This is a genomic window from Candidatus Methylomirabilota bacterium, from assembly GCA_035315345.1.
Classification (GTDB): Bacteria; Methylomirabilota; Methylomirabilia; order Rokubacteriales; family CSP1-6; genus CAMLFJ01.
In genome coordinates this window covers 58,211-81,099 of record DATFYA010000105.1, presented here as the reverse complement: position 1 = coordinate 81,099, position 22,889 = coordinate 58,211, and the positions used below count along the sequence as shown (strand labels likewise).

20 protein-coding genes are annotated in these 22,889 nt (G+C 71.0%); 18 read left to right on the top strand and 2 right to left on the bottom strand.

The window, feature by feature from the left end:
- Positions 1 to 37 precede the first annotated feature (37 nt).
- Positions 38 to 1,081 carry a TIGR03790 family protein gene (locus tag VKN16_14345; GenBank protein ID HME95383.1) on the bottom strand — a complete coding sequence of 348 codons (1,044 nt, stop codon included), beginning with the start codon at positions 1,079 to 1,081 and terminating at the stop codon, positions 38 to 40.
- 21 nt (positions 1,082 to 1,102) lie between these two features.
- Between VKN16_14345 and VKN16_14340 the strand changes: the two genes are divergently transcribed.
- The 7 genes from VKN16_14340 to VKN16_14310 all read left to right on the top strand — a co-directional run bounded on the left by VKN16_14340 (position 1,103) and on the right by VKN16_14310 (position 8,440).
- Entirely contained in the window at positions 1,103 to 1,735 is a 633-nt protein-coding gene (locus VKN16_14340) for an arylesterase (GenBank protein HME95382.1), read from the top strand.
- A gap of 83 nt (positions 1,736 to 1,818) precedes the next feature.
- Positions 1,819 to 5,301, top strand: a complete 3,483-nt coding sequence (locus VKN16_14335) for an indolepyruvate ferredoxin oxidoreductase family protein (protein HME95381.1) — start codon at positions 1,819 to 1,821, stop codon at positions 5,299 to 5,301.
- A 17-nt stretch (positions 5,302 to 5,318) separates the two neighbouring features.
- The gene (locus VKN16_14330; GenBank protein HME95380.1) at positions 5,319 to 5,840 is read left to right on the top strand and encodes a superoxide dismutase family protein; all 522 of its coding nucleotides are present in this window, start codon (positions 5,319 to 5,321) and stop codon (positions 5,838 to 5,840) included.
- A gap of 191 nt (positions 5,841 to 6,031) precedes the next feature.
- Positions 6,032 to 7,138: a hypothetical protein gene (locus VKN16_14325; GenBank protein ID HME95379.1), complete on the top strand. Its 1,107-nt coding sequence runs from the start codon at positions 6,032 to 6,034 to the stop codon at positions 7,136 to 7,138.
- Positions 7,135 to 8,052: a hypothetical protein gene (locus VKN16_14320; protein HME95378.1), complete on the top strand. Its 918-nt coding sequence runs from the start codon at positions 7,135 to 7,137 to the stop codon at positions 8,050 to 8,052. The genes VKN16_14325 and VKN16_14320 overlap by 4 nt, the downstream gene beginning before the upstream one ends.
- Positions 8,053 to 8,070: 18 nt before the next feature.
- The gene (locus VKN16_14315; GenBank protein ID HME95377.1) at positions 8,071 to 8,250 is read left to right on the top strand and encodes a hypothetical protein; all 180 of its coding nucleotides are present in this window, start codon (positions 8,071 to 8,073) and stop codon (positions 8,248 to 8,250) included.
- Position 8,251: 1 nt separating this feature from the next.
- A complete protein-coding gene (locus tag VKN16_14310; protein HME95376.1) occupies positions 8,252 to 8,440 on the top strand; it encodes a hypothetical protein in 189 nt (62 codons plus the stop codon).
- On the opposite strand, the gene VKN16_14305 is transcribed toward VKN16_14310, so the two are convergent.
- Complete coding sequence (locus VKN16_14305; protein ID HME95375.1) at positions 8,437 to 12,609, bottom strand: sigma 54-interacting transcriptional regulator; 4,173 nt, start codon at positions 12,607 to 12,609, stop codon at positions 8,437 to 8,439. The two genes, VKN16_14310 and VKN16_14305, sit on opposite strands and share 4 nt — an antisense overlap.
- Before the next feature lie 238 nt (positions 12,610 to 12,847).
- Here VKN16_14305 and VKN16_14300 point away from each other — a divergent pair, with 238 nt between their 5' ends.
- The 11 genes from VKN16_14300 (at position 12,848) to VKN16_14250 (ending at position 22,884) form a co-directional block, all read left to right on the top strand.
- The gene (locus VKN16_14300; GenBank protein HME95374.1) at positions 12,848 to 13,282 is read left to right on the top strand and encodes a thiosulfate oxidation carrier protein SoxY; all 435 of its coding nucleotides are present in this window, start codon (positions 12,848 to 12,850) and stop codon (positions 13,280 to 13,282) included.
- Positions 13,283 to 13,395: 113 nt separating this feature from the next.
- Positions 13,396 to 13,791, top strand: a complete 396-nt coding sequence (locus tag VKN16_14295) for a MucR family transcriptional regulator (GenBank protein ID HME95373.1) — start codon at positions 13,396 to 13,398, stop codon at positions 13,789 to 13,791.
- Positions 13,792 to 14,010: 219 nt separating this feature from the next.
- The gene (locus VKN16_14290; GenBank protein HME95372.1) at positions 14,011 to 15,621 is read left to right on the top strand and encodes an ABC transporter substrate-binding protein; all 1,611 of its coding nucleotides are present in this window, start codon (positions 14,011 to 14,013) and stop codon (positions 15,619 to 15,621) included.
- Between the two features lie 18 nt (positions 15,622 to 15,639).
- Positions 15,640 to 16,593, top strand: a complete 954-nt coding sequence (locus tag VKN16_14285; protein HME95371.1) for an ABC transporter permease — start codon at positions 15,640 to 15,642, stop codon at positions 16,591 to 16,593.
- On the top strand, positions 16,583 to 17,485 hold the full coding sequence (locus tag VKN16_14280) for an ABC transporter permease (GenBank protein HME95370.1): 903 nt from the start codon (positions 16,583 to 16,585) through the stop codon (positions 17,483 to 17,485). The genes VKN16_14285 and VKN16_14280 overlap by 11 nt, the downstream gene beginning before the upstream one ends.
- A 216-nt stretch (positions 17,486 to 17,701) precedes the next feature.
- Complete coding sequence (locus VKN16_14275; protein HME95369.1) at positions 17,702 to 19,120, top strand: amidase; 1,419 nt, start codon at positions 17,702 to 17,704, stop codon at positions 19,118 to 19,120.
- Between the two features lie 309 nt (positions 19,121 to 19,429).
- On the top strand, positions 19,430 to 19,969 hold the full coding sequence (locus tag VKN16_14270) for a hypothetical protein (protein ID HME95368.1): 540 nt from the start codon (positions 19,430 to 19,432) through the stop codon (positions 19,967 to 19,969).
- 9 nt (positions 19,970 to 19,978) lie between these two features.
- Positions 19,979 to 20,758: a M48 family metallopeptidase gene (locus tag VKN16_14265; protein ID HME95367.1), complete on the top strand. Its 780-nt coding sequence runs from the start codon at positions 19,979 to 19,981 to the stop codon at positions 20,756 to 20,758.
- A 222-nt stretch (positions 20,759 to 20,980) separates the two neighbouring features.
- Positions 20,981 to 21,418 (top strand): division/cell wall cluster transcriptional repressor MraZ, encoded by a 438-nt coding sequence (gene mraZ, locus VKN16_14260; protein ID HME95366.1) that lies wholly within the window; start codon positions 20,981 to 20,983, stop codon positions 21,416 to 21,418.
- Positions 21,419 to 21,544: 126 nt separating this feature from the next.
- Positions 21,545 to 22,420, top strand: a complete 876-nt coding sequence (rsmH, locus tag VKN16_14255; protein HME95365.1) for a 16S rRNA (cytosine(1402)-N(4))-methyltransferase RsmH — start codon at positions 21,545 to 21,547, stop codon at positions 22,418 to 22,420.
- The gene (locus VKN16_14250; protein ID HME95364.1) at positions 22,417 to 22,884 is read left to right on the top strand and encodes a cell division protein FtsL; all 468 of its coding nucleotides are present in this window, start codon (positions 22,417 to 22,419) and stop codon (positions 22,882 to 22,884) included. The genes rsmH and VKN16_14250 overlap by 4 nt, the downstream gene beginning before the upstream one ends.
- Positions 22,885 to 22,889 lie beyond the last annotated feature (5 nt).

Here is a 22,889-nt window from a genome sequence, read left to right as displayed (position 1 = left end):
GTCCATACTACACAAGCGAGCGGGCGGGGCCCGGCGGCTAGCGGGGCCGCGATCGGAACGGCGCGGCCAGCGGCTCGCCGATGAACAGGCCCTGCCCGGGCCACGCGACGCTCTTCCAGTACGCCTCGATCAACGTCTCGCCGCGCATGTAGCGGGCGATCAGCAGCGCGGGGAACGGGAACTTCATCGGGAAGTTGCACGGCTCCGCCACCGTGCCGTAGCTGCCGGTGGCGCCCGCCTCGAGCCAGCGCAGCGCGCTCATCTGCTCGTGGCCGGTGAGCACGCCGCCGCTCGAGGTCAGGTGATCGGCGACCGCGCCGGGCAGGAAGTGCAGCGTCTCGAGGCCTCCAACCACGCCGACGCCGGTGAAGTAGAAGAGCACGTCCTGGCGGTCGCGCAGCTGGTCGGCGTCGAGGCGCTGGACCCGCAGCGGCAGGCCGAGCTTCTCCACCAGGTCGTAGCGGGCCGCGCGGGTGTTGCGGGCCCGGTCCGAGGTGGACAGCAGATACGCGGTACCGGACGGGAACGTTCCGTCCGAGGCCACGCCGCGGTCGATCAGGGCGCGGACGTCCGCCACCGTCGTCCCGGCCAGCAGCATCGCGGGCCGCATCGTGAGGTCGCGGAACGGCGCCCGGCGGTTGGAGTTGAAGTACGGGCTCGGCTTCGTCGGCCGGCAGCCCTCCGCGCAGAAGGCGGGATCGAAGCCGAAGGCGAAGGCGGTGGTGACCGACAGGCAGTCCACCCGGAACGGAGTCGTCCAGGCCAGCGCCAGAACCTGGACCGCGGCGGGGAGGTGGGCGTCGAGCTCGGCCTTCGCGCTCTCGAACTCCTGACGTGTGATCTGCCCCTGGCCGACCGGCAGCGTGATGGGGACGACGTTCTCCCGGGGAATTTCGCGCCGCCGCGCGTAGTACTCGCCGATCTCCACGCTCTTCGGATCGGCCACGTTGACCACCACCCCGAGCTCGGCGGAGGTCAGCGCGGCGACCCCGGGCGCGGTGGCGAGGCCGCCCGGCGCGAGGAGGCACACCGCGGCCAGCCAGCAGAGCAGCGCAGCGGAGCGCGGGCGGCGGGCGGACACGGCCCATACTACACTGGCGCCATGCGCGCGCTGCTCGGCGGCCTGCTCCTGCTCGTGCAGGTCGTGGCCGCGTGCTCGACTCAGCCGACCGCGTCGGCCGGCGAGGAGCGCGTCGTGCTCGCGTTCGGCGACAGCCTCACCTCCGGCCTCGGCGTGCCCGCCGACCAGACCTACCCGGCGCAGCTCGCCGCGCGCCTCACCCGCGAGGGCTACGACTACCGGGTGGTCAACGCCGGCGTCTCCGGAGACACCACCGCCGGCGGCCTGCGCCGGGTGGACTGGGCGCTGCGCCTGCGGCCCGAGGTCGTGATCGTCGAGCTGGGAGTCAACGACGCGCTGCGGGGCCAGAAGCTCGCCTCGGTGCGCGAGAACCTCGAGCAGATCGTCGCGCGGTTCCAGGCCTCGGGCGCCCGCGTGCTGATCGCGGGGATGCGATTGCCGCCGAACTACGGCGACCCCTACGCGGCCGACTTCTACCGGCTCTACCGCGAGGTCGCTCGAGCGCGAGATGCGCCGCTGATGCCGTTCTTCCTGAACGGCGTCGGGGCCATCCCGCGCCTGAACCAGCCCGACGGCATCCATCCGACCGCGGAGGGCTACGCGATCGTGGTCGACCGGCTGTGGCCGTACCTCGTTCCCCTCTTGCGGAAGTAGCCCGCAGGTTGCCAGAAACGCCTTTCCCGACTACTATATGGCCGTCGTCGCTCACTAACGCGTCATTCCCCCAAGGGGAGCCCATGACCACACAGTCCGGGGAGTTCTCGCTCGAGGCGAAATACACGCAGGAGCGCGGGCGTATCTACCTGTCGGGCATCCAGGCCCTCGTGCGCCTGCCCCTCGATCAGCACCGCGCCGACCTCCGCCGCGGGCTCAACACCGCGACGTTCATCTCCGGGTACCGGGGGTCCCCGCTCGGCGGGCTCGACCAGACGCTCGAGCGCATGTCCACGCTGCTCAAGGCGCACGACGTCGTGTTCTCCTCGGGGCTCAACGAGGATCTGGGTGCCACCGCGGTGTTCGGCAGCCAGATGGCGGGGCTGTTCCCGAAGCCGAAGTACGACGGCGTGCTCGGCGTCTGGTACGGCAAGGCGCCCGGGGTGGACCGCACCGGCGACGTGTTCAAGCACGCCAACTACGCCGGGGTCGGCAAGAACGGCGGCGTGCTCGCGCTGGCCGGCGACGATCCGGTCTCGAAGTCGTCCACGCTGCCCAGTCACTCCGAGGTCGCCCTCTACGACGCGTTCATGCCGACGATCTTCCCGGGCAACGTCCAGGAGATCCTCGACATGGGCCTGCACGGCTTCGCGCTCTCGCGCGCCTCCGGACTCTGGGTCGGCGTGAAGATCGTCACCAACGTGGCCGACGAGGCGGGCACCGCCGAGGTGGATCCGGACCGGGTGAGCCCGGTGATCCCGGTGGTCGAGCTGGACGGCAAGCCGTTCCAGCACCAGATCAACGTGAACCTGATCCCCCCGTACGGGCTCGACATGGAGCGCACGATCCACTTCGCGCGCCTCGAGGTGGCCCGACGCTACGCGTACGAGAACAAGCTGAACCGGATCACGGTGCCGACGCCCAACGCGTGGTTCGGCATCCTCACCACCGGCAAGACGTACTACGACGTCCGCCAGGCCCTCGCCGAGATGGGTCTCGACGACGCGGCCCTGCGCCGCTACGGCATCCGCCTCCTCAAGATGGGCATGCTGTTCCCGATGGAGCCGCGGGTGGTCCGGGAATTCTCGCGCGGCCTGCAGGAGATCCTGGTCGTCGAGGAGAAGCGCTCGTTCCTCGAGCTGTTCGCCAAGGACGTGCTCTACGGCATGACCGATCGGCCGCAGGTGGTCGGCAAGGCGGACGAGGAGGACCGGCTGCTGCTGCCGCCGGTGGGCGAGCTCGACTCCGACGTCATCGCCCGCGCGATCGCCCGGCGCCTCGCGCGCCGCATCCGCATCGACTCGGTGGAGGCGCGCATCCAGCATCTCGACGAGGTGAAGCGCCGGCCCCGGCCCATCACCCTGGCCCGCACCGCCTTCTTCTGCTCGGGCTGCCCGCACAACCGCTCGACGGTGGTGCCGACGGGCAGCGTGGCCGCGGCGGGCATCGGCTGCCACGGCATGGCGATGGGCATGGACCGCGGCATCATCGGGGTGACCCACATGGGGGGCGAGGGCGCGCAGTGGATCGGGGTCGCTCCGTTCACCGAGACGCCGCACCTGTTCCAGAACATCGGCGACGGCACCTTCTTCCACTCGGGCGGGCTCGCCCTGAACTACGCGGTCGCCGCCGGCGTCAACATCACCTACAAGATCCTCTACAACGGCGCGGTGGCCATGACCGGCGGCCAGAACGCGGCGGGCGCGCTCTCGATCCCCGCGCTGAGCCGGCGGCTCGAGGCCGAGGGGGTCAAGCGCATCGTCATCACCAGCGACGACCCGGGCAAGTACGCGGGCATCTCGATCGCGGGCAACGCGGAGGTCTGGCACCGCGACCGCCTGCTCGAGGCCCAGGCCGCGCTGGCCGCGACCCGTGGCGTCACCGTGCTGATCCACGACCAGCACTGCGCGGCCGAGAAGCGGCGGCTGCGGAAGCGGGGCAAGATGGTGGACCCGCAGATGCGGGTGTACATCAACGAGCGGGTGTGCGAGGGCTGCGGCGACTGCGGCAAGAAGTCGAACTGCCTGTCCGTGCAGCCGGTCGACACCGAGTTCGGCCGGAAGACCGCGATCCACCAGTCCTCCTGCAACAAGGACTACTCGTGCCTGCTCGGCGATTGCCCGTCGTTCCTGTCGGTCGAGGTCGTCGGCCCCGCGCCCAAGAAGGAGCGCCGGCTCACCCCGCTCGAGGGCGAGCTGCCCGAGCCGGCGCTGAAGGTGCCGAGCGAGGGCTTCGCGGTGCACATGATGGGCATCGGCGGAACCGGAGTCGTGACCATCAACCAGATCCTGGGCACCGCGGCTTTGCTCGACGGCCGGCAGGTGCGCGGGCTCGACCAGACCGGGCTCAGCCAGAAGGGCGGCCCGGTGGTGTCGGACCTCAAGATCTCGATGGAGCCGATCGAGCGCTCCAACAAGATCTCGGCCGGCTCGGCGGATCTCTACCTCGGGTTCGACCTGCTGGTGGCCACCGATCCGGGCAACCTGGACAAGGCCGAGTCGGGGCGGACCATCGCGGTGGTGTCCACGAGCCAGATCCCCACCGGCCAGATGGTCGTGGACACCGCGGTGCACTTTCCGGAGCTGTCCAGCATGCTGATGAGCATCGACCGGGTGACCCGCAAGGATCCCAACGTCTATCTCGACGCCCAGGCCATCGCGGAGGGGCTGTTCGCGGACCACATGGCGGTCAACCCGATCATGCTGGGCGCGGCCTACCAGGCCGGCGCGCTGCCCATCACCGCCGCGTCGATCGAGAAGGCCATCCGCATCAACGGCGTCGCGGTGGAGATGAACCTGCTCGCTTTCCGCTGGGGTCGCATGGCGGTGGTGGACCGCACCAAGGTGGAGACGGCGGTGGCCGAGGCCGCCGCGGTCGATGCGGTGGAGGAGACGCGCGTCCTGAGCGCGGAGGCGCGCGCCCTCGTGGACTCGGTGGAGGCCACCGGCGAGCTGCGGCGGCTGCTCGAGATTCGCGTGCCGGAGCTGATCGCCTATCAGAACGCGGCCTACGCGCGCGAGTACGTCGACTTCGTGCGCCGGGTCGCCCAGGTGGAAGCGGAGCGCGCCCCCGGCCGCCAGGGCTTCGCGGAAGCGGTCGCGCGGCATCTCTACAAGCTGATGGCTTACAAGGACGAGTACGAGGTGGCGCGGCTGCACCTCGACGCCGCGGTGTCCGCGCGCCTGGCGTCGAAGTTCGGACCGAAGATCCGCACCTACTGGCACCTGCACCCCCCGCTGCTGCGCGCCCTCGGCCTCAAGAGGAAGCTGCGGATCGGGGCGTGGTTCACGCCCGCCTTCCGAATGCTGCGCGCGCTGAAGGCGCTGCGGGGCACCGCGTTCGACCCGTTCGGCCGTGCGGAAGTGCGGCGGCTGGAGCGGGCGCTGATCGGCGAGTACCGGCAGCACATCGAGACCGCGCTGGTGCGGCTCACCCCGATCACCCACGACACCGCGGTGGCCCTCGCCGGGCTGCCCGACGAGATCCGCGGCTACGAGCAGGTCAAGCTCGACAGCGTGGCGCGGTTCCGCGAGAAGGCGAAGCAGCTCACGGCGCAGCTCAACTGAACGGAGGGCTCTCGACGGTGAGATCACTGCTGCTGCTCCTCGGTGTGGCCGCGGGCGTGGCCGGATGCGCGAGCGCGTCGGATCGGGCGCCGCTCTCCGCGGAGGCGACGCTCAAGGACAAGGACGGAAAGCAGGTCGGCGTGGCGACGATCATCGAGACTCCGGAGGGCGTGCGGGTGGCGGTGACCGGCTACCGGCTACCCCCGGGCGGTCACGGACTGCACGTCCACGCGGTCGGGCGGTGCGACCCGCCGGAGTTCACCTCCGCGGGCGCGCACTTCAATCCGGGCAACACGCAGCACGGCAAGCAGAATCCGGCGGGACCGCACGCGGGCGATCTGCCCAACCTGGTGGTGGCCGCCTCGGGTGAAGGCGGCATCGACGTGACGACGCGCGCGTTCACCTTGAGCCCGGGTCCCACCTCGCTGCTGGGCGACAAGGGCACCGCCCTCGTGGTGCACGCCAACCCCGACGACGACAAGACCGATCCCACCGGCAACAGCGGCGCGCGCATCGCGTGCGGCGTGATCACGAAGTAGCGCCCGCGCGCCCGCTCGCCTCTTCGAGGGCCAGGTCCCGCGACCTGGCCCTCGATGTTTGCTCGGCCCGCAAGAGGTGTAAGCACAGGGTTTCGTTGACAGCCGCGACGACCGGCGCCTAGTATCCGACGAGATCGGCCGCGCGCCGCCACGCGCTCCGCGTCACGCGTGCGCGCCGGTACGGAGGGCACATGCGCAGGCGGCTGCTGGTGACCGGGGCGGGAACCGGAGCGAGCGACAACCTCATCCGGAGTCTTCGCGGCGGCGATCCGTCGTTCTGGATCGGGGGCGTCAACAGCGATCGGTTCGTCCTGAAGAAGTCGATCGCCGATCAACGCTATCTGCTGCCCGCAGCGGAGAGCGAGGAGTTCTCCGCCGCGCTCCTGACCCTGGTCGAGCGCGAGCGCATCGCCCTCGTGATCCCGACCACCGACGTCGAGGTGAGCGCGCTCTCCGAGATGCGCGAGGCCCTCGGGCCGCGCAGCTTCCTGCCCGACCGCGCGGCCATCGCGCGCTGCCAGGACAAGCACGCGCTCGGCGCCCACCTCGCCGCCCACGCGATTCCCATCGCGGACACGCGGCCGGTGACCGACGTGGACGCGCTCCCCGACGTCTTCGCGCGCCTCGGCGGGGCGCCGCCCTACTGGTGCCGGGCCCGCACCGGGAGCCGCTCCCTGGGGGCGGCGCCGATGCGGAGCCCCGAGCAGGCCCGCGCCTGGATGCTCTACTGGGAGGAGATGCGCGGGGTGCCCGTCACCTCGTTCATCGTCTCCGAGTATCTGCCGGGCCGCGACTTCCTCTGCCAGAGCCTGTGGAAGGACGGCGTGATGCGGCTCGCCAACAGCTTCGAGCGGCTGTCCTACTTCGGCGGAGAGAGCAATCCGAGCGGGGTGTCGTCGCTGTCGTCGCTGGCCAAGACGGTCGTGGACACGCGCGTCCTCGAGACGAGCCGCGCCGCGGTGCGCTCGCTCGGCGAGCGCGTCTCCGGGGTGTTCAGCGTGGATCTCAAGGAGAACCGGCGCGGGGTGCCGTGCGTGACCGAGATCAACGCGGGCCGCTTCTTCATCGGCATGACCGCGTTCGACCACGTCAGCAAGCACAATCTGCCGCTCACCTTCGTCCGGCTCGCCCTGGGCGAGCCGGTGGGCCTGCGCGAGGAGTACGACGCGGTCGACGACTACTACCTCGTGCGCGACCTCGACACGCGGCCCGGGGTCTTCCATGCCGACGAGCTGTTCGAGGGGATCGAGACGCTTCCGGAGGCGACGGAGTCGGCCCCGGAAGGGCCGGCCGCGTGATCGCACGTGCCACCGCGCGGCGGCTCATCGCTGCCGCGGGGCTCGGACTCGGGCTCGCCGCGTCCGCGGCCGGCGCCCAGTCCATGCCGGGCCCCGACGCCTGCCGCGCCTGGCCGGCCAGCTACTATCCGATCGATGCCGACGAGCGGCGGCCCCGGGCAAGCCGCCCCGACGAGATCGTGGTGCCGGTGGCGATCCATTTCATGAACGCCGACGTGCCGCACGCGGTCCGGGCCGCCGCCACCGACGACGAGGGCGACAAGATCGCCAAGCCGGGCCGGCGCGTCCACGACGTCTGGACGCGGCAGAGCGTGCGCCGGTTCTTCAAGCAGGACGGGCTCGTCAACGAGATCCTCGACGGTCTCGACGTCCGGCTGGCTCTCGTGCGGGTGGAGGAGTGCCGCTACGATCCCGGTCGGCTGCGCGGCGACGGGCAGCAGGTGGACTGGATCTACACGCCACTGGCCAGCCGGTCGAGAGCCCGCCGCCTGTTCCAGGAGGTCAACGAGCGCTACCGCCACACCGAGACCCCCGCGGTGGACGTGTTCCTCTGGTGGTCGATCGTCGACGGCAAGCCGAGCCTGCGCGGCTACGGCGGCTCGGTGGCCCGCGGTGGCCCCGCGGTGTGGGTGGATCGCATCTGCGCGCTGACCGATCCGCAGACGCGCCTCTTCGACACCCCGGCGCGCTGCGCGTATCTGCTGGCCCACGAGTTCGGCCACGCGCTGACCTTGCGTCACGTCTGTCGGTCGACCGCGAGCGCGCGGGACCCCGACGCGGATCTGAAGGTCGGCGTGTGCGGGGCCGACGACACCAGGTGGCTGATGCACCCGCTGTACCGGGGGAAGCGCGTCTCGTACGAGGAGAAGGGGCAGGTGCGGGACTTCGCGCTTCCGTTCTTCGTTCAACCCTAATCCCAAGGAGACCATCGCATGGGCGGCGGACTGGGTGATTCGCTGGATACCGGTCGGAAGTGGCGGATGACCATCGTGATGAAGGGACCGCTCTCGGAAGCCAACACGAAGAAATTCGACCGAGCCCTCACCGCGCTGGTCAAGAAGTACAAGGGACGGGTCGCCTCGAGCACCCCGAAGCGGAAGCGGGGGAAGTAGCATGACCCGCCTCGCCGGGCCGGAGCGCGAGCCGGCCACCTCGATCGAGCTGACCGGCAGTCTCGGGCGGCGCGAGGCGGAGGCCCTCGCCCTGGAGATCCGCGCGCTCGCCAGACGCGCGGGGGTGGACCTGGAGGGCATCAGCCTGTCCGCGATCGCGGACGGGACGGAGGACGATCCGGCGGACTAGCCCAGGGCGGCGCGCGAGTCCTCCGCGCGCCGCAGCCACACCAGCATGCCAAGCTCACGGAACAGGGCGGCCGCGGCCTCGATCGGGTCGCGCGCCGCCGCACCGAGCCCCCGCCGCTCCGCGAGGCGCCCCATTTCGAGGTCGCAGCGGCCGCGCAGCGGCCGCATGCCGAGCGCGTCGGCCAGGGCGGCCGCTTCGCGGAATCCGACCTCGGCCCGCAGCTGTCCCTCGGCGGCCTCCATCGACGCCTCGGCCGCGATGCACAGCGCGTAGGCCTCCGACCCGCGCTGGCCGTGCCGGCGGGCCAGGTCGAGGGCGTCGGCCGCCCGCTGCCGCGCGTGCTCGAGCCGGCCCGCGACCAGATAGGCCTCGGCCAGCTGCACCATGAGAGGCGCCCGGTTGCTGATCTGCTTGCGCCCCATCGCCTCGTCCACCGCGTGCTCGATGAGCGGCAGCCCTTCCGCGGCGCGGCCGGTCATGACGTAGGCGAGGCCCACGCCGGCGGCCACCGCGGGGAGGTAGGCCTCCAGGTCGTTGCTGCGGCAGAGGGCCAGCGCCTTGCCGAAGGCGGGCGCGGCGAGGGTGGCGTCGCCGCAGAGCAGGTGGGCCTGACCGAGCCCGCGGTAGGCCCACACCAGCGTATCGGGATGGGCCACCGCGCCGGCCAGCACCACCGCGCGCTCCGCCTGGGCGAAGGCCTCCGCGAAGCGCCCGACCTCGGCCAGACAGGTGACCAGAAGCGCGAGCGCGAAGACGGAGGGCAGCACCGGCAGCCCCAGGTGCTCACGGGCCCGGTCGCCCTGCAGCGACTCGACCACCTCGGTGAGCGCGCCGATGGCCTCGTCGTAGGCCCCGAGGGCGTGATGCGCGCGCCCGATGTACATCGCGCTCGCGGTCCGCAGGGCGAAGTCGTCCAGCTCGGTCGCGATCGCGATCGCGGCGGTGCCCCAGCGGATCGCGCCCGGCTGGTCGCCGTTGAGGTGCAGCGCGTTCGCCGCGAACGAGTACGCGCGGCCGAGCCGGGCGCGGTCGCCGATCCGCTCGGCGCCCGCCTGGGCCAGCCGCAGGTGCTCCAGCGTGGTCTCCACCTCGCCGAGAGGGGTCAGCGCGTTGCGCAGATCGAAGTGGAGGTCGACGGTCAGCTCCTGGTTCTCGCGCGAATCCTCCATCTGGCGCAGGGCCTCGAGCGCCTGCTCGTAGCAGGCCGCCGCCGCGCGGTTCGCCGAGTGCGAGAAGGCGCGGGCGCCCGCCTGGCGCATGTAGCGCACCGCCTTGGGCCAGACCTGGCCGCGGAAGGCGTGCTGGGCCATGCGGTCGGCGTGCTCGCCGTGCCCGCTCGCGTAGAGCGACTCCATCGCCTCCAGGATGCGCGCGTGCAGCGCGCGCTGGCCTCGGGCCACGCTGTCGTAGGCGACCTCGTGGGTCAGCGTGTGCTTGAACGTGAAGCCCGGATCGGGCAGCGACTGGTTCTCGTACAGGAACTCGGCGGCCTGCAGCTGGCGCAGATCCTCGGCGAGGACGTCCTCGGGCCGGTCGGCGATGGCGGCCAGGATCGGGTAGGGCACGTCCTTGCCGATGACCGCGGCGCACTGCAGGAGGCGGCGCTGCTCCTCGGCCAGCCGGGTGATGCGGGTGGCCAGCACCTCCTCGACGGTGGCCGGGACCTGGATGCCGGTGACCGGCCGGGTGAGGCGATAGTCCCCGCGGTCACCACTCAGCGCGCCGGTCTCCCGGAGCGCCCGCACGCTCTCCTCGAGGAAGAACGGGTTGCCCTCGGTCCACTCGAAGAGCCGGGGCAGCACCGGCGCGACCGATGGGTGCTCGCCGAGCAGGCCGCGCAGCAGGCTCTCCGCGTCGCCGCTCGACAGGGGATCGACGCGGATCTGGGTGAAGAACGTCTTGCTTCCCCAGGCGTGGGAATACTCCGGACGATAGGTGAGAAGCAGGAGCAGGTCCGCGGTCGGCAGTCCCCCGTCCACCAGCGCGTCGAGCACCGCCTGGGTCTCGGTGTCCACCCAATGCGCGTCCTCCAGCACGAGCAGCACGGGCTGGCGCCGACTCTCCCGTAGGATCAGCCGCTTCAGCGCGTCCAGCGTGCGCCGCCGTCGCTGGGGCGGGTCGAGGCCCACCCACTGGCTGTCGGTCACCGGGACGTCCAGCAGCGTGAGCAGGGGCGGCAGGCTCGGCAGCAGATTTTCGTCGAGCTCGCGCACGCGATCCGAGACGCGGTCGCGCACCTGCGCGGGCGGCTCGGCGCCCTCGAGCTGGAAGTACCGCCGGAGCATCTCCACGATCGGCAGGTACGCTCGGGGAGGCCCGGCCGTGCCCGCCGCCGCGTCGAGCAGCAGCCAGGGCCGGCCCAGCTCGGAGTGGGTGAACTCCCAGAGCAGGCGCGACTTGCCGACCCCGGGCTCGCCGACCAGCCCCACCACCTGGCCGTGCCCTCGCTGGGCCAGCGCGAAGCGGGCGCGCAGCAGGTCCAGCTCGTGGCCGCGGCCGACGAAGCGCGTGAGATGGCCCCAGAGGCCGAGGCCGCTGCCTTCGCGGCCGGCGAGCCGGTACGGCTGGCCGGCCCCCGGGCTCGCGCTGCCGATCGGGGCCAGCGCGAAGCGCCGCTCGAGGAACGGGGCGGTATCGGCGCTCACCACCGCGGAGTAGGGATCGCTGCCGCGCAGCAGCGCCTCGAGCACCGCCGCCGCGGCCTGCCGGCCCGCCTGGTCGAGATGCGGCTCCCCGCTGATCTGGCCCAGCATGTACGAGCCGGTGTGCAGCGCGATCTTCAGCGGAGGGAGCCCCGGCCGCTCCTCGCGCGCGTGCTCCGCCGCTTTCAGCATCGCGAGCGCGGCGTTCGCGGCGCGACGGGGTGCGTCCTCGACCGCGTCGGTGCCGAAGGAGGCGTCGAGCCCGATCTGGCTCAGGCCCTCGACGTGACCGCTGAACGCCTGCACCTTGCTCACCAGCATCTCGAGCCCGCGGCTCGTGTCGAGCAGCTCCTCGTCCGCCTCGGGCGAGACCACCAGCTGGGCCCGCAGCATGGTCACGCGGCGCCGCTCCCAGCGCACGACGCCCAGCGCAGCCGCCGGCGAGGTCGTCGGCACCGGCTCTACCGCCGCGGCCGGCGGCGGGGCGGGCCGGCTCGCGCTCGGGGTGACCGGGGCCCGGCGGACGGGCGGATCCGCGGGCGCGCCCTCGCGCAGGCCCAGCCGGTCGATCCGCGCACGCAGGGTGTTGCGCGAGATGCCGAGCGCGGCCGCCGTCCGCGAGATGTTCCAGCCGGTGGTCTGCAGCGCGGCGCGCAGGTGTTCCCGCATCGCATCGTCCAGGGACACCGGTGCGGCCGGGGTCGGGCCGGCGGCGCCGGGTGCCGCGTCGGCCGTCGCGCGGCGCTCCGGCTCGGTGCCCAGGGCGAGGTCGTCGGCGGTGACCGTCGTGCCCTCGGCGAGGAGGGCGGCGCGCTCGATCACGTTGGAGAGCTCACGAACGTTGCCCGGCCACCGGTAGGCCATCAACCGGTCGCGCGCGTCGGCGGCCAGCGTCTTGGGCCCGAGCGAGTAGTCCGCGCACATGCGGGTGAGGAAGTGCTCGGCGAGCAGCAGCACGTCGGTGCCGCGCTCGTGCAGCGACGGCATGCGCAGGGTGAGGACCGCGAGCCGGTGGTAGAGGTCCTCGCGGAACCGCCGTTCCCGGATGGCCTCCTGGAGATCCGAGTTCGTCGCGCTGATGACCCAGGCGTCGGCCGGCTCCGCGTGGGTGCCGCCCAGCCGGCGCACCGTGCGCTCCTCGAGGACGGTCAGCAGCTTGGCCTGCAGGGCCTCGGGCAGAAGCCCGACCTCGTCCAGGAAGATCGTGCCCAGGTGCGCGGTCTGGAAGAGACCCGCCTTCGCCCGACGTGCATCCGTGAACGCGCCCCGCTCGTAGCCGAACAGCTCGGACTCCAGCAGGGTCTCCGGGATGGCCGCGCAGTTGACGTCGACGAAGGGCCCGCGGGCGCGGGGGCCGTGACGATGGAGGAACCGGGAGACCAGGTTCTTGCCGGTGCCGGTCTCGCCGTGGATCAGGACGGCCGGCAATCGCCGCGTGGTCTGCTGCCGCCGCAGGAAGCGGCGGATCGTCTCGCGGGTCGCCTCGATCGCCTCGCTCTGGCCGAGCAGCTCGACCGTCGGATCCATCGCCAGACAGATTACTCTCCCCGGCCCGCTGGTCAAGTTGCTGCTCAGCTTCTTACCACCCACTGGTCAGTAAACGTTTGCCCTGCTCTTAACGCTCTGGATTACTTGACCTTTGATCTGGCATTTTGCTTGCGAACAGTAGGGGCATGCGCGTGGTCCTCCACATGGTGGTTGCAGTTGCCCTCTTCGTCGCAGCGGTGATCATTGCCGGCTGCGACGCCGCCCGGGTAGGTCAGTGGTGATCTGCGTGACCGAGCCCGAAGCCAGGCCGCTCCGCAGGCCCGACGAAGCCGCGATCGTCCTGGCCCGGGTGTTCGCGGGGCAGAGCCTCGGGGATGGGGCCGAGACGCTTCGCGTGCACATCGCCCATATCGTGGAGGAGGACACTCCGGCCGCGCTCGAGGTCGAGGTGATCTGGGACGCCCGGCTTCCCTCGCGGGGCGCCCGCCTGTACGTCATCGCGGACGAGAACCGCGTGCCGCTCCTCGCGCAGGTCGACCTGCGAGCCGACGTCGTTTCCCGACAGATATCCCTGAGCGTGCGCCTCGATGCCTCGACGCATCTGCGGATCGTCCTGGCCTTCGACGACGGCACGTTGCTGCAAACCGTGCGCTGGGTCTGGGTGTTGCCGCGTGATCCCGACGTGCCTGGACCGGAGAGGAGACCCCGATGACGTCGAACTCGTCAGGCTCGACCGCCGGTGCGTTGTCGCCCGTTCTTCCGCGCAGCGAGGAGTGGCCGGCGGCCGCTCTGTCTCCGGCTCCGCTCCAACGCCGCTCCCGTCCGATGGTGCTGGCCGCGGCGGCGGGACGCGGCCTGCTGTCGAGCTTGCGCGCCGATCCCCGCCAGGCGGTGCAGGAGGATTCGATCCGGTGTCTGGTCTGCGGCGGCTCCTTCCGCCAGCTCACCAACACCCACCTCCGGGTCCACCGGCTGAACGCCGACGAGTACAAGCAGCGCTTCGGCTACAACCGCGGCCGGCCGTTGATGTGCGCGGAGCTGTGCCGCCTGTATACGGATCGCGCGGTGAAGAACGGGCTCGCCTCACGCATCCGCGAGCGCCCGATCCTGGTGCGGCCCGAGCTGCGCCGCCGGGGCGGCACGCGCACGATCGCGCTGGAAGAGCTGCTCACGCGCCGCGACGTGCGACGGCGCGGCCGCGACATGTTGCCCACGTTGTAAGAGCCCCACGGGCCCGCCGGCGTCTGAGCCCCTCCCGGCTCGGACCGGCGGGCTCGGCGCCCCCTCCTGACGCACCGCGTGAGGCGCCCCCCGTCGTCAGACCGTGGAACAGTTGTCGGACCGGAGCCGATGCCGTATATTTCCCGCAGGGTTTCCCACCACCTCGTTCGACATTCGCGCTCGGCGACCACGCGCCGGGCAATAAAGAGAGGGACCACAATGAGGCGTTCCCGCCGGATCGTCGTCACGCTATCGCTTGTCTCGATCGCCATCCTCGTCGCGGTCACCCCGGCCCCGGCCCAGACTCCGAAGTACGGCGGTCACCTGAACCTGATGCAGCGCGAGGATCTCCCGCAGGGCTTCGCGGTCCACGAAACGTCCACCATCGCGACGTCGTTCCCCTCGATGCCCTGCTTCAACAACCTGGTCGTCTTCGACCAGACCAAGCGGGCCGAGACCGTCGACAACCTGGTGGGCGAGCTGGCCGAGAAGTGGTCGTGGCAGGACAACTACCGCAACCTCGTCTTCCTCCTCCGCAAGAACGTCAAGTGGCACGACGGCCAGCCCTTCTCGTCGAAGGACGTGAAGTTCACCTTCGACATGCTGCGCGAGGCGCCGGACGCGCCGGCCAAGCTCCGCATCAATCCGCGCAAGGATTGGTACAGCAACGTGGAGGCGGTCGAGGCGCCCGACGCGAACACGGTGGTCTTCCGCCTCAAGCGGCCGCAGCCGGGGTTGCTGGTCATGCTGGCCTCCGGCTACACCCCGATCTACGCGGCGCACGTCAATCCGGCGAGCTACCGGACCGGCTGCATCGGGACCGGTCCGTTCAAGATGAAGGAGTGGCGGAAGGGCGAGTTCGTGGACTACGTGAAGAACCCGGACTACTTCATGAAGGGCCGGCCCTACCTGGACAGCCTGCGGTACGTGGTGATCAAGGAGCGGGGCACGCGCACCGCCGCGCTGCAGGCGGGGCAGCTCGACGTGTCGTTCCCGGGCGAGACCACCAAGACCGCGGCCGAGCAGCTGAAGAAAGCGGTGCCCGGCCTCGTGATCATGCCGGTGGGCACCGCGGTCAACGACAACGTCATCATCAACACCAAGAAGCCGCCCTTCGACAACCCGAAGCTGCGGCTCGCCGTCTCCTACGCCATCGATCGCCGCGCCCTGATCACCGCCGTCCACCAGGGCGGCGCGGTGCCCGGCGCCTCGCAGCCGCCCAGGCCCTACGGGGTGTGGGGCCTGCTCGAGAAGGACCTGCTCTCGCTGCCCGGCTACGGCAAGCCGCAGGACATGAAGGCGCAGGCCCGCAAGCTCCTGGCCGAAGCGGGCATCACCGCGCAGAACCCGCTGCGCGTCGAGATGAGCACCCGCGCCATCGCGATGTACGTGGACCTGGCCTCGTTCGTGATCAACGAGCTGAAGCAGGTCGCCATCGAGGCGACCCTCAAGCAGGTGGAGACCGCGCAGTGGCACCCGATGGCCACCCGCGGCGAATTTCAGATCGGGGCGAACCTCACCGGCCTCGGGGTGGACGAGCCGGACGCGAACTTCAACGAGAACTACGCGTGCGGGTCGCCCCGCAACTACAGCCAGTATTGCAGCGAGGAAGTCATGAAGCTCATCGAGCAGCAGTCGCAGGAGCTGAACCCGCAGAAGCGCATGCAGCTCGTGAGCACGCTGCAGAAGAAGGTGGAGGCCGACGCGGCCCGGCCGGTGCTGGACTGGCGGCTCGACTACTTCACGATGTGGCCGTACGTGAAGGGCCTGGTGCCGCAGGACAACATCTACAACTTCGGGCGCATGGCCGACGTCTGGCGCGACAAGTAGCCGCGCGCGACCGGCATCGTGAAGACGTACATCGCGCAGCGGCTGGGCGTGGGCGCGCTCACCCTGTTCGGTATGTCGATCGTCATCTTCGGCATGCTGCGGCTGGCCCCGGGTGACATCGTCGACATCCTGTTCGCCACCGGCGGCTACGTGAACCCCTCGGAGCGCGCGGCGATCGAGAAGGAACTGGGCCTCGATCGCCCGGTGACCGTGCAGTACGTGGACTGGGTGCGCCAGATCTTCAGCGGCGACCTGGGCAAGTCCTACCGCTACGACCTTCCCGCGTGGGAGATCATCCGGCCGCTCATCCCGGTCACCCTCGAGCTGGCCGCCCTGTCCCTGATCGTCTCGGTGGCCCTGGGGGTGCCGCTCGGGGTCATCAGCGCGGTCCGCCAGGACACCACGCTCGACTACGCGCTGCGCGTCTTCAGCCTGGCCGGCCTCAGCATGCCGTCGTTCTGGCTCGGCATGGTCATCATCCTGGGGCTGGTCGCGTGGTTCGGCTGGATCCCGCCCGTCACCTACGTGTCCCCGAGCGAGAACCTGCCGCTGCACATGGTGCAGTTCGCCCTGCCCGCGCTGGCGGTGGGCTATCGCTCCTCCGCGCTCATCATGCGCATCACCCGCTCGTCGCTGCTCGAGGTGATGCGCGAGGACTACATCCGCACCGCGCGCGCCAAGGGCCAGTCCGGCCGCGTCGTGATCTGGCGCCACGCGCTGCAGAACGCGATCCTGCCCGTGGTCACCGTGATCGGCATCGAGTTCGCGTTCCTCATCGGCGGCCTCGTGGTCACCGAGACCGTCTTCAACATGCCCGGGGTCGCCCGCTTCCTGGTGGAGGCGATCCTGTGGCGCGACTACCCGATCGTGCAGAACCTGGTCATGTTCATCGCGATCGTGGTGATCCTGTCGAACCTGATCGTGGACATGCTGTACGGCTTCCTCGACCCGCGCGTCCGCTATGGCCACTAGGCCGCTGGGGGTGGAGGTGCCGGGCGTGGCCATGGCGCTGCGCCGGCCCGGGGCCTGGACCATACTGGTCCGCTTCTGCCGGAAGAAGCCGCTGGGGGCGATCGGCGGGCTGATCATGGTCGTGATGTTCCTGACCGCGGTGTTCGCCAACCAGCTCGCGACCCACGATCCCATCGCCACCGACGCGGGGCAGAGCCTGGCCCGCCCCGGGCCCGACCACTGGCTCGGCTCCGACCACCTGGGCCGCGACATCTACTCGCGCATCGTCCACGGCGCGCGAGTCTCGCTGATCGTCGGCCTCGCCTCCACGCTGCTGGGCTCGGTGCTCGGGGGAGTCATCGGGCTCCTGTCCGGCTACATCGGCGGCAACACCGATCTGATCACCCAGCGCGTCATGGATATCCTCCAGGGACTGCCGCTCCTCGTACTCGCCCTGGTCATGTCGGCCTCGCTGGGGCCGTCCATCCCCAACGTGGTGGTGGCGATCTCGATCCCGATCATCCCGCGCGCGGCGCGGGTCATCCGAGCGAGCGTGCTGTCCATCCGCGAGATGCAGTACGTGGAGGCCGCGCGTGCGGTCGGCCTCCGCCATCTCCGCATCGCCTTCCGCCACGTGCTGCCCAACACCATCGGGCCCTTCATCGTGCTGTGCACCGCGCAGCTCGGCAGCGCCATCCTGGTGGAGGCCGCGCTGTCCTTCCTGGGCCTCGGCGTGCCCGAGCCCTACCCCTCGTGGGGCCGGATGCTCTCGGTGTCCGCGGCCGAGTACGCGCAGAAGGCGCCCTGGCTGGTGATGTTCCCGGGCCTGGCCATCAGCCTCGCCGTCTTCGGCTCCAACCTGCTCGGCGATGCGCTTCGCGACACGCTCGACCCGCGCCTTCGCGGCGCCTGACCGGCCGATGAAAGAGGCCCAGCTCCTTCGTTGGCGCCCTCGGTCGGGGCGCTCGCGTTCATCCTCAACATGCCTACGGCATGTTGACGGTGGGCCACTCGAGCCGCCAGACGCCTCGCGCCCGACCTTCGGGCGCCGCCTCGTATCTGGGCCTTTTTGATCGGCCGGCGCGTTGCTCAGCCCGCTATCCCCGCGGTCGCGTCAGGAGGGATGACCATGGCGACATCCGAAGACCTCTGCTGGATGCCCGCGTCCGAGATGGCCCCGGCCATCAAGCGCCGCAAGCTCTCCCCGGTCGAGGTGATGAAGGCGGTGCTCGCCCGGATCGAGCGGCTCAACCCGACGCTCAACGCCTACGTGACCCTGACCGCGGACCAGGCGATGAAGGACGCGCGCGCGGCCGAGCGGGCGGTGATGAAGAAGGGGGCCCGCCTCGGGGCGCTGCACGGCGTGCCGTTCTCGACCAAGGATCTCGTGATCACGAAGGGAGTTCGCACCACGTTCGGGACGCGGCTCTTCGCCGACAACGTGCCAACCGAGGACGCGCCGATGGTGGAGCGGATGCGCGCGGCCGGCGCGATCCAGCTCGGCAAGACCAACACCCCGATGATGGGCTGGATCGGTGCGACGCACAACCTGCTGTTCGGCGTCACCCGCAACCCGTGGAACCTGGATCGGACCCCGGGCGGCTCGAGCGGCGGCGCCAGCGCGGCGGTGGCCGCCGGTCTCGGCCCCCTCGCCATCGGCACCGACGGCGGCGGCTCCATCCGGATCCCGTCGTCGCTGGCCGGCATCTACGGCATCAAGCCCACCTTCGGGCTGATCCCGGTCTATCCCTTCAGCGCGGCCTGGGGCCTTTCCCACATCGGCCCGATGACGCGGACGGTGGCGGACGCGGCCTTGATGATGAACGCGTGCGCGGGGCCGGACGCACGCGATCCGCTCTCGCTGCCCGGGCCGAGCGCGGACTACGTGAAGGCGCTGGCGGGCGGAGTGAAGGGGCTGCGGGTCGCCTGGACCGCCGACCTGGGTTTCGCCAAGGCGGTGGACCCGGAGGTGAAGGCGGTCTGCGAGCGGGCGGCGCGGCGCTTCCGCGACCTGGGCTGCCGGGTCGAGGCGATCGAGCCGAAGTGGCCGAGCCCGCACGCGGCGTGGCGCACCATGTTCATCGGCGGCATCGCGGCCCGGCTCGGGCCGGCGCTGCGCGATCGGCGGGACGACATCGATCCCGGCCTCGTCGCGCTGGCCGACGAGACCGGAGGCTGGACCCCGACCCACTACGTGCAGGCCTGGTTCGACCGCCTGGCCTGGGAGGAGCACCCGCGTCGTCTCTTCGAGCGGTACGACCTGCTGCTCACGCCCACCATCGCGTGCCCCCCCTTCAAGGTCGGCCTCGACGCGCCCGCGGCGATCGCGGACACGCCCACCGGGATCTACGACTGGATCCCGTTCACCTATCCCTTCAACCTGACCGGCCACCCGGGCGCGTCGGTGCCCTGCGGCTTCACCCGGGACCGGCTGCCCATCGGGTTGCAGATCCTCGGCCGCCGCTTCGAGGACGCGACGGTGCTGCGCGCGTCGGCAGCCTTCGAGCGCCTCGCCCCCTGGGCGCAGGAGCGGCCGGCCGCGATCTAGCAGGCGCGCGAGGGATCCGGACAGCGGTTGGCGGTGGTGACGGTAGTGCGGAGGCGGTAGGGCATGGCAGACTGCGGACGACCGTTGTTAGTCGTGCATTGGGACTGCGGACGATCGTTGTTGGTCGTGCATTGGGACCGCGGACAGCCGGGGGCGGTAGTGCATTTGATTTAACGGTCGCCCCGAGGGGCGACCTCTATAGGGTGGGGCGGCTCCGCCGCCCGTCTGATTTCGGGCACGCGTATCGCGTTTCTGGCGTTCCGAAATCTGGACGTTGTGTCCCGGCTCGTCGCGGGCCAGGGTGGGCGCGTGGCTGGCGCGCGCGGGTACACGCTGGTGGATCTGCTGGTGGCCCTGGCGGTCGGCGGCGCGGTGCTCGCCGCGAGCGTGATGCTGCTGCATCAGGGCCTGCAGGCCTGGGTGTGGGGCAGCGCGCGGGTCGAGGCGCAGCAGTCGGCCCGCTACGCGCTCGATCGCCTTGCCGGCGAGCTGCGGGAGGCCGGCTACGATCCCACCGTGGCCGGCATCGACCCGGTGGTGATCGCGGAGCCGGCTCGTATTGCCTTCCAGCGCGACTTCAACGGCAACGGCGTCGTGGATCCGACCCGGGAGCGCGTCACCTACCTCCTGCGGGCCGGTGAGTCCATCCTGCGCCGTGACGCGGGCGGGGGAGCGCAGCCGGTGATCAACGGGGTGCGGGCCTTCCGGCTCGTCTATCTCGATCGCGCCGGTCTCGAGACGACGGCTCCGGCAGAGGTCAGAGCCGTGCGGATCCACCTCGAAGTCGGCGGGTCCGGCGCCGGGATCGTGATGGAGACGCAAGCCACCCTGCGCAATCTGCTCTGGTAACATGACGCCGTGCTGCGTCGGCCTCTCGTCATGGTGCTCGCTCTCGGCGGCCTCGCCCTCGTGCCCGCGGCCTGCGAGACCGTCCCGTACACCGGCCGCAGCCAGCTCCAGCTGGTCTCCCCCGACGAGGAAGCCAAGATGGGCGTGCAGTCCTACCAGGAGATCGTGAGCAAGGCCGCCATCTCCACCGACCAGCCGGCCACCGCGATGGTCCAGCGCGTCGGCAGCCGCATCGCGGCGGTGACCGATCTCAAGTACCCGTGGGAGTTCAAGCTCATCGCCGACGACAAGCAGGCCAATGCCTTCGCGCTGCCCGGCGGCAAGGTGGCTGTCTACACCGGGATCCTGCCCATCACCCGCGACGACGCCGGGCTGGCCGCGGTGCTCGGGCACGAGATCGGCCACGTGGTGGCCCGCCACGGCGGGGAGCGCCTGAGCCAGCAGATGGGCGTGCAGACGGCGACCCAGCTCGCCGCTGGCATGGCCAGCAGCAACCCGGCCACCGTGCAGCTCGTGGCGGCGGCGCTGGGGGCGGGCGCCCAGTACGGCGTGCTCCTGCCCTGGAGCCGCCAGCAGGAATCGGAAGCCGACCACATCGGAGTCCTCCTGATGGCCAAGGCCGGCTACGACCCCCACGCGGCCATCGACCTGTGGCAGCGCATGCAGGCTGCCTCGACGGGCCAGCGGCCGTCCGAATGGATGTCGACGCACCCCTCCGAGGCCACCCGGATCCAGCAGCTCGAGGGCTGGATGCCGGAGGCCATGAAGTACTACCAGCCGGCCCGCTAGGGCCGACCCTCGACCCGATCCGTTCCTACCTGCGGTAGGCCCTGTCCGTCGACCCCCAACCGGTGGAGCCGGTAAGGGGACCGAATGGCCTTGAAAATTCGAAGTTTCCGCTTGACACCCCCAAGCGACCCCCACTAGGATGGTCCCTCGAAGTGGGATGAAATCCCATGAAGTGTGATTGAAGCGCACCGAGAGGCACCTGAGGCTTCGCCGAGGGGGACAGTGTTTCGGGGACATTTCAGGCACACGATCGACCCGAAAGGGCGGCTCAGCATCCCGTCGAAATTCCGCGAGGGACTGCGCGAGTCCGGCAGCGAGCGTCTCGTGATCGCCCCCAACGGCAAATCCCTCGACGTGTATCCGGAAGACAAGTGGCGCGAGCTCGAGGAGAAAGTCGCGCAGCTCCCGAAGCTCGATCCGGATCGGCGTCAGTTCCAGCACGTGTATCTCTCCGCCGGCCTCGACGTGATGCTCGATCCGCACGGCCGCATCCAGATCCTGCAGGACTATCGCGAGCGCAGCGGGCTCGCGAAGAACGTGCTCATCGTCGGCATGCTCGACTACTTCGAGATCTGGGACGAGGCGCGCTGGGACATGCACCAGCGCGAAGCCTCGCCGCTCGACGACGTGCGCGCGCGGCTCGCCGCGAAGGGCGTCTGATCGGTGCGCGGCGAACGGAATGACCGCGAGGCACTGGCAGGGCGAGGCGCAGCCGCAGGCGAGCCGAGCGCATCTGAAAAGGAAGTTTCCCGTGTCGGCCGGAGCGAACCCGTCTCGCACACGCCAGTGCTCGCCGACGAAGTCACGTTCCTCCTGCGCCCGCGATCCGGCGGCTGGCTCGTGGACGGCACCGTCGGCATGGGCGGGCACGCGGAGCGGCTGCTCGAGCGCGCGGGCGGCGACACGCGCCTGCTCGGCATCGACCGCGATCCGGACGCGCTCGTGCGCGCGGCGCGCCGCCTCGCCCGCTTCGGGGCGCGGGTCGTGCTCGAGCACGGCAGCTTCCGTCATCTCGGCGCGCTCGCCTCGCGCGCGGGGGTGGAGCAGGCCACCGCGGTGCTGCTCGACCTCGGGCTGTCGTCGTACCAGATCGACGAATCGGGCCGCGGCTTCTCGTTCCAGGGAGCCGAGCCGCTGGACATGCGCTTCGATCCCACCGAGGGGCGCACCGCCGCCGAGCTGCTCTCGCGACTCACCGCCGAGGAGATCGCGCGCGTGCTGATCGAGTTCGGAGAAGAGCGTCACGCCCATCGCATCGCCCGCGCCCTCGTCGAGCAGCGACGCCGCGCGCCGGTGCGGACCGCCGCCGACCTGGTGTCGGTGGTGAAGCGCGCGGTTCCGCGCGCGGCCTGGTCCAGGCGCACCCACGTGGCCACTCGCACCTTCCAGGCGGTGCGGATGGCCGTCAACGACGAGCCGGACGCGCTCGCGGAGGCGCTGCCCCAGGCGGCGGCCCTTCTCGAGGACGGCGGACGGCTGGGCGTCATCTCCTTCCACTCGGGCGAGGACCGGGTGGTCAAGCGGGCGTTCCGCTCGCTGGCGGGCCGAGGCTTCGTCGAGCTCGAGCCCTCGCCGGTGACCGCGGGCCGCGAGGAGACGGCGCACAACCCACGCGCGCGCAGCGCCAAGCTGCGGGTGCTGGCGCGGCAGGAGGCGGCATGAGCACCCGGGCCCATCGACGTAGCGCTCCGCAGTCCCACTGGGGTCGCGAGCATCGCGCGCGGCAGCAGGAAGCGGTCCGTCGCCATCGCCCCACCGATCGCCGACGGCTGCGCTCCATGGCCACCGCGGTGGCCGCGGCCGGCCTCGCGGTCGCGCTCGTGCTCGGCGTGGTCGGCCTGCGCGTCCAGCAGGTGCGCATGTCGTACCGCCTCGACGCGCTCCGGCAACATCGCGCCGATCTCGAGGAGACCAACCGGCGCCTCCGCGTCGAGATGGCCACCCTGCGGTCGCTCTCGCGCATCGAGGGCAAGGCGCGCACCGAGCTGGGCATGATCGCGCCCGCCCGCGATCAGGTGAGGCTCGCCCGCGAGTTCGTGCCGGGTGGGGCCGGCGCCGCCGCCGCCCTCGATCGGCCGTCGGTGGTCGCGGAGCGGGCGGACACGCGCAACGTCGGAGTCCGCTAGCGTGA